Annotated in this window: 5 protein-coding genes; 2 read left to right on the top strand and 3 right to left on the bottom strand. The window is 75.1% G+C overall.

Features of this window, described 5'->3' with window-relative positions:
- A partial coding sequence (locus GPJ59_RS32040; protein ID WP_258025243.1) for a hypothetical protein occupies positions 1-207 on the bottom strand: 207 nt, incomplete at its 3' end.
- A gap of 104 nt (positions 208-311) precedes the next feature.
- Here GPJ59_RS32040 and GPJ59_RS32035 point away from each other — a divergent pair.
- The gene (locus GPJ59_RS32035; RefSeq protein WP_219671426.1) at positions 312-824 is read left to right on the top strand and encodes a hypothetical protein; all 513 of its coding nucleotides are present in this window, start codon (positions 312-314) and stop codon (positions 822-824) included.
- A gap of 169 nt (positions 825-993) precedes the next feature.
- On the opposite strand, the gene GPJ59_RS32030 is transcribed toward GPJ59_RS32035, so the two are convergent.
- On the bottom strand, positions 994-3,726 hold the full coding sequence (locus tag GPJ59_RS32030; protein WP_219671425.1) for a LamG-like jellyroll fold domain-containing protein: 2,733 nt from the start codon (positions 3,724-3,726) through the stop codon (positions 994-996).
- Between the two features lie 308 nt (positions 3,727-4,034).
- Between GPJ59_RS32030 and GPJ59_RS32025 the strand changes: the two genes are divergently transcribed.
- Entirely contained in the window at positions 4,035-4,598 is a 564-nt protein-coding gene (locus tag GPJ59_RS32025) for an MFS transporter permease (RefSeq protein ID WP_219671424.1), read from the top strand.
- Here GPJ59_RS32025 and GPJ59_RS32020 read toward each other — a convergent pair.
- Positions 4,557-6,402, bottom strand: a 1,846-nt coding sequence (locus tag GPJ59_RS32020) for a glycoside hydrolase family 5 protein (RefSeq protein WP_219671423.1), incomplete at its 5' end; no start/stop codon positions are given. The genes GPJ59_RS32025 and GPJ59_RS32020 overlap by 42 nt on opposite strands.

The following is a 6,402-nucleotide window of genomic DNA, read 5'->3' as shown; positions in this document are numbered from 1 at the left end:
GCGCAACTCGGTGGGCGCCATGCGGGCGCGCTGGCCGCCGCCGGCGATCAGCGCGTTCACCGGGGTGAGCGGGTCCGCCGCCATCGCCTTGGCGAGCAGCACGCCGAGCACCAGCGGGACCAGCGCGACGGCCAGCGCCGAACCGGCGGTGGTCACGTGCTCGATGCGGGGGCGCCGGTCGGCGGCGCGGGGCTCGGTCATGTTCATGGCCCCATTCCAGCAGCGGCCGCGCGGCGGGGAATCGGAGCAGGTACTCAGGTCGTTGGGCCTGGCGTACTCAGTCACCGACCACAGCCAGTGGGTGATAGGCGATGTCAGCAGCGGGGGCCTTCGAGCCGGCGACCGGTGACGGGCCGACGCCCGCCGCGCCGAACGGACCGAACGGACCGAACGGGCCCGACCGGCCCGACGGGCGGCCCGGCAGCGGCGGGGCACGTGCCGCGGAGGTGCGGACCGCCTACGAGGGGCTGCTGCAGATCCGCCGCCTGGTGAACGGTGCCGCGGGCGAGACGGTGCCCGCGCCGTGGGAGCGGCAGCAGCCGGAACGCGCGGTGGCCCTCGCCCTGAAGGCGGCCGGCCTGCCGCCGTCGGCCGTGGACCCGGCCACCGGTGCGCGTACGGCGATGGGCTACGTGGTCGGGCCGGGCGAGGCACCTGGACAGGTCCGGGTGGCCTGGGCCGGCCCGCCAGGCGGCGGCACGGCCGGGCAGGAGCAGGAGCGGCTGACCGCCTGCGCCGGGGTCCTCGGGCAATTGGGCTGGGAGTGCCTGCTGTACCGGGGCCCGAAGCACCGCCGCTACCTGGAGGTCGAGCCGCCCCGCTGAGGCCCGCCCACGGCAGCGCGCGAAGCCCGGCCCACCGCGGGCGCCCGTCGCCGTACGGGCCGGCGTACGACCCCGTGGTGCGGCTCCGGACGAACGGACGGACGGACCGCAGGAGGTGGGTGCACCCCCGCCGTCCGGATGCACCCCCTCCCCCACTACGCAGGCATCGCTACGGCGCGCCGAAGGTCAGCGTCAGCTTCGGCGTCCCCTCGTTCGCCTGGGCCTCCGAGGACCACAGCCACAGCGCGTCGCCCCCGCTGCCCGTCAGGGCCACGCTGTACGACCTGCCCAGCGCGCCCGCGACCGCCGCCGGGTCGAGCACGGTCGTGTGGACCGCGGAGCCGTCCGGGATGCCGGCGAAGCTGCCGAGCACCGGGGCGCCGAGGGCCGGGCGGTCGGCGTACGTCGTGCCGGCCTCCGTCCACGCGCCGGTGACCGGGACGACCGAGACGGTGTCCGCCGTCCCCGCCCCGCTCATCGTGCTCGTCCTGATCGCGAGCGCCGCCGACTTCAGCACGGTGCCCGGGGGCGCCGCCGGCAGGTTGAACCGCAGGTAGCTCGCGTACAGGGGGTTGCCGCGCACCGCCAGTGACCCGGACGTACCGAAGTTGGTGCCGGGGGCGCCCGCGTTGGCGTACGTGTCCTCGGCCGCGGTCACCTCGGCCACCGTGTCCGCCGGGGCCTTGGCGAGGGTGAAGTGGTTCTGCACCTGCGCCGCGGTCAGCACGGTCGGGTAGACGGCCGTCTCGTCCATCTGGCCCGCCCACAGGTCGCTGGTGGGGCGGTTCGGCCAGCCGCCGAGGCTGTCGCCGCCGGCGTGCCAGTAGCCGGAGTAGTTCTCGTGCGTGGTGACGCCCAGCGTGCCCCGCTGGGCACCGTCGACGTAGAGCACCATGCCGCCGGGGCCCTGGGTGGCGACGACGTGGTGCCACTGGTTGTCGTTGTAGGCGGCGGGGGTGGTGACGGTGCGGAAGCCGCCTGTGTAGACGCCGAAGACGAGGCGGCCGTCGTCGGCCATGTAGAGGTGCTTGTCGTAGCGGTTGCTGCCGTGGTCCTGGTTGTTGCCGAAGCCGAGGATCTTCCCGCCCCGGGTGGTGCCGGTCCTGAACCAGGTCTCCAGGGTGTACGTGCTGCCGATGGTCTGGCGGCGGTCGGCGTACACCCGGTTGTCGGTGCCGTTGAAGCCGATCGCGGTGCTCGGGCCGGTCACCGCGGCCGGAGTCCGGCGCAGGGCGGGGCCGTTCAGGTGCACGCCGGCCGAGTTGCCGCCGTCCGAGGAGTCGCCGACGTAGGGCAGCGCCGACTCGTCGTAGCGCCAGTACAGTTGGGCGCCGTCCGCGCGGACCTGGGCGGGGTAGACCTCGGGCGAGGTGGGTACGGTCACCGTCGCGGGGGCCGACAGGGCGCTGGTGTTGCCGGCCGCGTCGGTCGCGCTCACCCGGTAGGTGTACGTCTGCCCGGGCGTGACGGAGGTGTCCGTCCAGGAGGCCTGCGGGCGCTTGAAGAACAGTGAGTCGGCATTCAGCGTGGCCACCGGTGCGGCGTTGCCGTTGCGGTACACCCGGTAGGTGAGGGTGCCGTCGTCGAGGTCGAGGCTGGTGCGCCAGCGGACCTGGACCTTGCCGGGGGTGAAGGCGGCCGCGCCGGCCACCGGGACGGTCGGGGCGCCGGTGTCGCCGGTCGAGGCGAACCGGGTCAGGCTCTGCTGGCCGGCTCCGTTGACGGTGGTGAACTCGCCGCCGACCCAGAGGTACTGCACGCCCGCCTTCGCACCGACCGCCATCACGCGCGGGCCGATGCCCTCGCCGATGCCGTCGTTGGTGTCCGGGGACCAGCCGAGCTTGCCGGTGCCGGTGGTCGGCTGGGCGAGCAGGTGGTGGCGCCGGCCGTCGGGGAACTCCCCGACGCTGGAGCAGTCGTGCGCGTGCGAGGCGCTGTACAGGACGTTCTGGTGGGGCAGGACGGCCTGGGTCGCGCCGAGGCAGGTGTCGCGCCACCGCTGGCCGTAGTCGGAGAGGTCGAGCGCGATCCGGCCGTCGAAGACGCCGCCGCCCGTGCCCTCGTTGGCGGTGTAGAAGCCGGTGCCGTCGGTGGCGATGTCCTTGACCACCGAATTGGTCTCGATGAAGCCGGGGTAGGCCTTGGTGAGGGCGCCGCTGGTGGCGTCGACGACCGCGAGGGCGTGGCTGCCGGTGCCGTTGACCGTGAAGAAGTCGCCGCCGAGCAGGACCTTGCTGCCGTCCGGGGTGAGCTCGACGGCCCGGCCGGGCTCGTCGGCGTCGGCCCGGAAGGGGCGCAGGGCCCCGTCAACCGCGGCGACGGCGGCGAAGCGCTGGCGGGGCTGGCCCGAGACGGTCAGGAAGTCGCCGCCCGCGTAGACCGTGTCGCCGGTGACGGCCAGGGCCCGGACGGTGGCGGTGAAGGCGGGGCGGAAGGAGGCCTTCGGGGCGCAGGTGGCCACGTCGATGGCGGCGAGGCTGCTGACCGGGAGGCCGTTGACGGCGCCGAAGTAGCCGCCGGCGTAGAGCGTCTTCTTGTCGGGCGACAGGGTGAGCGCCCGGACCGTGGCGGTGCCGCCGCCGACGGTGAAGGACAGCTTGCAGGCGGTCGGGGCGCCGGTCGCGGCGTCCAGGGCCACGAAGTTGACCGCTTCCTGCTCGGTTCCGGCGCCGCCCGCGGGCGGCCGGACGGCGGAGAAGGTGCCGCCTGCGAACACGGTGCCGTTCGCCTCGGCGAGGGCCCAGACGACCCCGTTGGGCTGCCAGGTGGGCAGCGCGTCGGCGGTGAAGGCCACGGGCGGAGTGATCGCGGCGGCCTGTGGGACGAGTCCGAGGCCGATTCCGGCGCCGAGCCCGGTGAGAGTCAGGGCGAGCGTGGCGGCCAGCCCTCTTGATCTGTGCATGTACCCCCCAGTGCTGCTCAAAGTGTTCTGGCGCACCCTAAAGTCAATTCACCGTTGTGGTCAGCAGACTTGACGTATCGGTTGCCGAACCGGCACGAGCCGGGGGTATAGGAGCGCCGCCAGTCGCCGGTCAGGGCATCTGACCGATCCGCCGCGGGGCCCTCAGGCCGGACCGTGGACGCCGTGACGAACACGACGAACACGACGAACGTGACGGATGTGGCTGACGGGGCGGGCAAGGGTACCGGGGGCCGGCGCGTGCCGCGGGGGTACGGGCGCTGTGGGGTGCGCCCGCGCTGCGCCCGCTGGTGCTCGCGGCCGGGACGGCGATGGTGTGCTCCGGGCTCGGCAGCTCGTTCCTGTACGCGGTCGTCGACCGCGGTCTCGGCCGCGCGCCCGCCTTCCTCGGGGTGCTGTACGCCGTCCAGGGCGCGGGGTCGGTCGCCGCCGGGCTGCTGGCCGGGCCGCTGATGCGCCGCATGGGCGTGCGGGCGTACGCGGCCGCCGGGTGCGCCCTGTTCGGGGCCGCCCTGGCGCTGCGCGCGCTGCCGTACGACGCGGCCGTGCCGGCGAGCAGCCTGGCGGTCGGGGTGGGGCTGCCGGGCATCCTCGTGGCGGCGCTGACGGCCGTGCAGCGGGAGGTGCCGCACGAGCCGGCGGGGCGGGTGGCCGCCGGGACCAACACCCTGGTGTACGCGCCGAGTGCGGTTGCGATGGGGGTAGGCCCGGCCCTGGTCGCCGCCTTCGACCACCGGCTCGCCCTGCCCGTGGTCGGGGCGGCGGCGCCGGCGACGGCGGTGGCCCTGGCCGGGCCGGTGCTGCGTGCGCGGTCAGGGCGCCGGGACCGGCCGGCAGAGCAGTGCGGCCGGTGAGGGACGGGAGCCCCACCGGGTGGTGAAGGCGATGCCCGCCGCGTACTCGCCGGGCAGGCACTGGCCCTTGTAGTGGCCGTACGCGAAGTCGCCGCCGAGCCCCGCAGCGCCGGACGGCCGGTTGTCGCCGCGGTCGAACCAGACCGTACGGCCGCCGCCGGCCGGGAGCGCGGTGCGGGCCGGGGCGCACAGCGCCGCGGAGACCCGCTCGCCGCGTACGCTCCAGCCGATCAGGAAGCGGTCCTGGGGGCAGGCGAACTTGGTGTAGCCGGTGGCCCAGTCGCCGCCGGGCGGCACGTGCGACTCGTCGGTGACGACCGTATGGGCGCCCGTGGCGGACCGCAGGTCGGAGGTGGTGCACAGGCCGCGGCCGCCGGTGTGGGAGAGCCCGGCGAGCCGGGAGCCGTCGGGGCAGACGGCCTTGCGGGCGCCGACGTCCCAGTCGCCGGCCGCGCGGGTGCGCAGCGAGGCGTTGTGGTCGCGGTGGTCGGTGGCCAGCTGGTACCAGGCGGGGGTGGCCGGCACGGTTCCGGTACGCCCGGCGGCGCCGGTCAGGCCGGTCCAGGTGGGGGTGCGCCAGTCGCCGGCGTCCAGGACGCCGGAGCGGTGGCCGGCGGCGTCGTAGCGCAGCAGCGCCCAGGTGTCGCCGCCGCCCCCGGCGCCGCCGGACCAGCCGACCAGCGGCCAGTAGGCGAAGTCGGCGTCCGTGGCGGTCAGCCGGTCCGTCAGGTTGCCGAACCAGGCGCGCGGGGCGGTGCCCCGCTCGTCGGCGCCGATGCCGAACTCGCTGATCCAGACGGGGGCGGTGAAGTGGGCACCGGTCTCGGCCGACACGAAGAAGGCCTGGTCGTAGAGGACCTGTTGGAGCTGCTCGCGGGTCAGGTCCTGGTAGCGGGGGTCGTGGGTCTCGCCCAGCCCGGTGGCGCCGCTGTGGTTCGGGCCGGTGTAGCCGTAGAAGTGGGCGGAGTACACCAGCTTGCCGGAGACGACGAGGGTGTGGGAGAGGCCGCGGACCGGGGTCAGGGTGGGGCGGCCGTGCGGGAAGCCGTCGACCGGCAGGCCCGTCCAGTTGATGCCCTCGACGACGATCAGCAGGTCGGGGTTGGCCTCGGTGAGGATCCGGTCGGCGGCCTCCTGGGCGGCGGCGTGCCAGTCGTGGTTGTCGCCGAGGCCCCAGTTGGGGTCGTCCCAGACGTCGCGGCGGACCTCGTTGTAGAGGTCGGCGCCGACGACGCGGGGGTTGGCGCGGTAGCGGCGGGCCATGGCCACCCAGTCGTCGGCCCACTGGGCGGTGGACCGGCCGCTGCTGTTCCAGCGCTCGTTCCCGTCGAGTCCGCAGCACCAGCGGGTGGTGACCGTGTGGTTGTTGAGGATGACGGCGAAGCCGTCGGCGGTGAGCGCGGCGACGACCGCGTCGTACACCTGGAGCGGGGTGCGGCCCCGCAGGGCGGGGTTGGCGGCGACCGCCGCGTCGGGGACGGGGGTGGTGGTGCGCAGCATCTCGTTGGAGAACGGCAGCCGGATGCTGTTGAGGCCGAGCGCCCGGAAGTCGGCGAGCAGGGCGGGCAACGGCGTGCGGTCGAGGCCGAGCGGGATGCCGTACGAGGGCTGGCCCGCGTGGTGGTTCGCGGGATCGGCGGCATCGCCCGAGCCGGTCCAGGAGCCCTGGGCGCCGTCCCAGTTGCCGGAGCGCAGGCGGAAGCGCTCGCCCCGCGCGTCGACGATCCATCGGCCCCGGGTGGACAGCGGCGGGGTCCACGAGGCTGCGGCCGCATCGGCGGCGGGGGACGGGGCGGGGAGGGCG

The sequence above is a fragment of the Streptomyces bambusae genome, from assembly GCF_019400985.1.
Lineage (GTDB): Bacteria > Actinomycetota > Actinomycetes > Streptomycetales > Streptomycetaceae > Streptomyces > Streptomyces bambusae_A.
The sequence above is the reverse complement of the archived record's forward strand: the minus strand, read 5'-3'. Positions and strand labels throughout refer to the sequence as shown.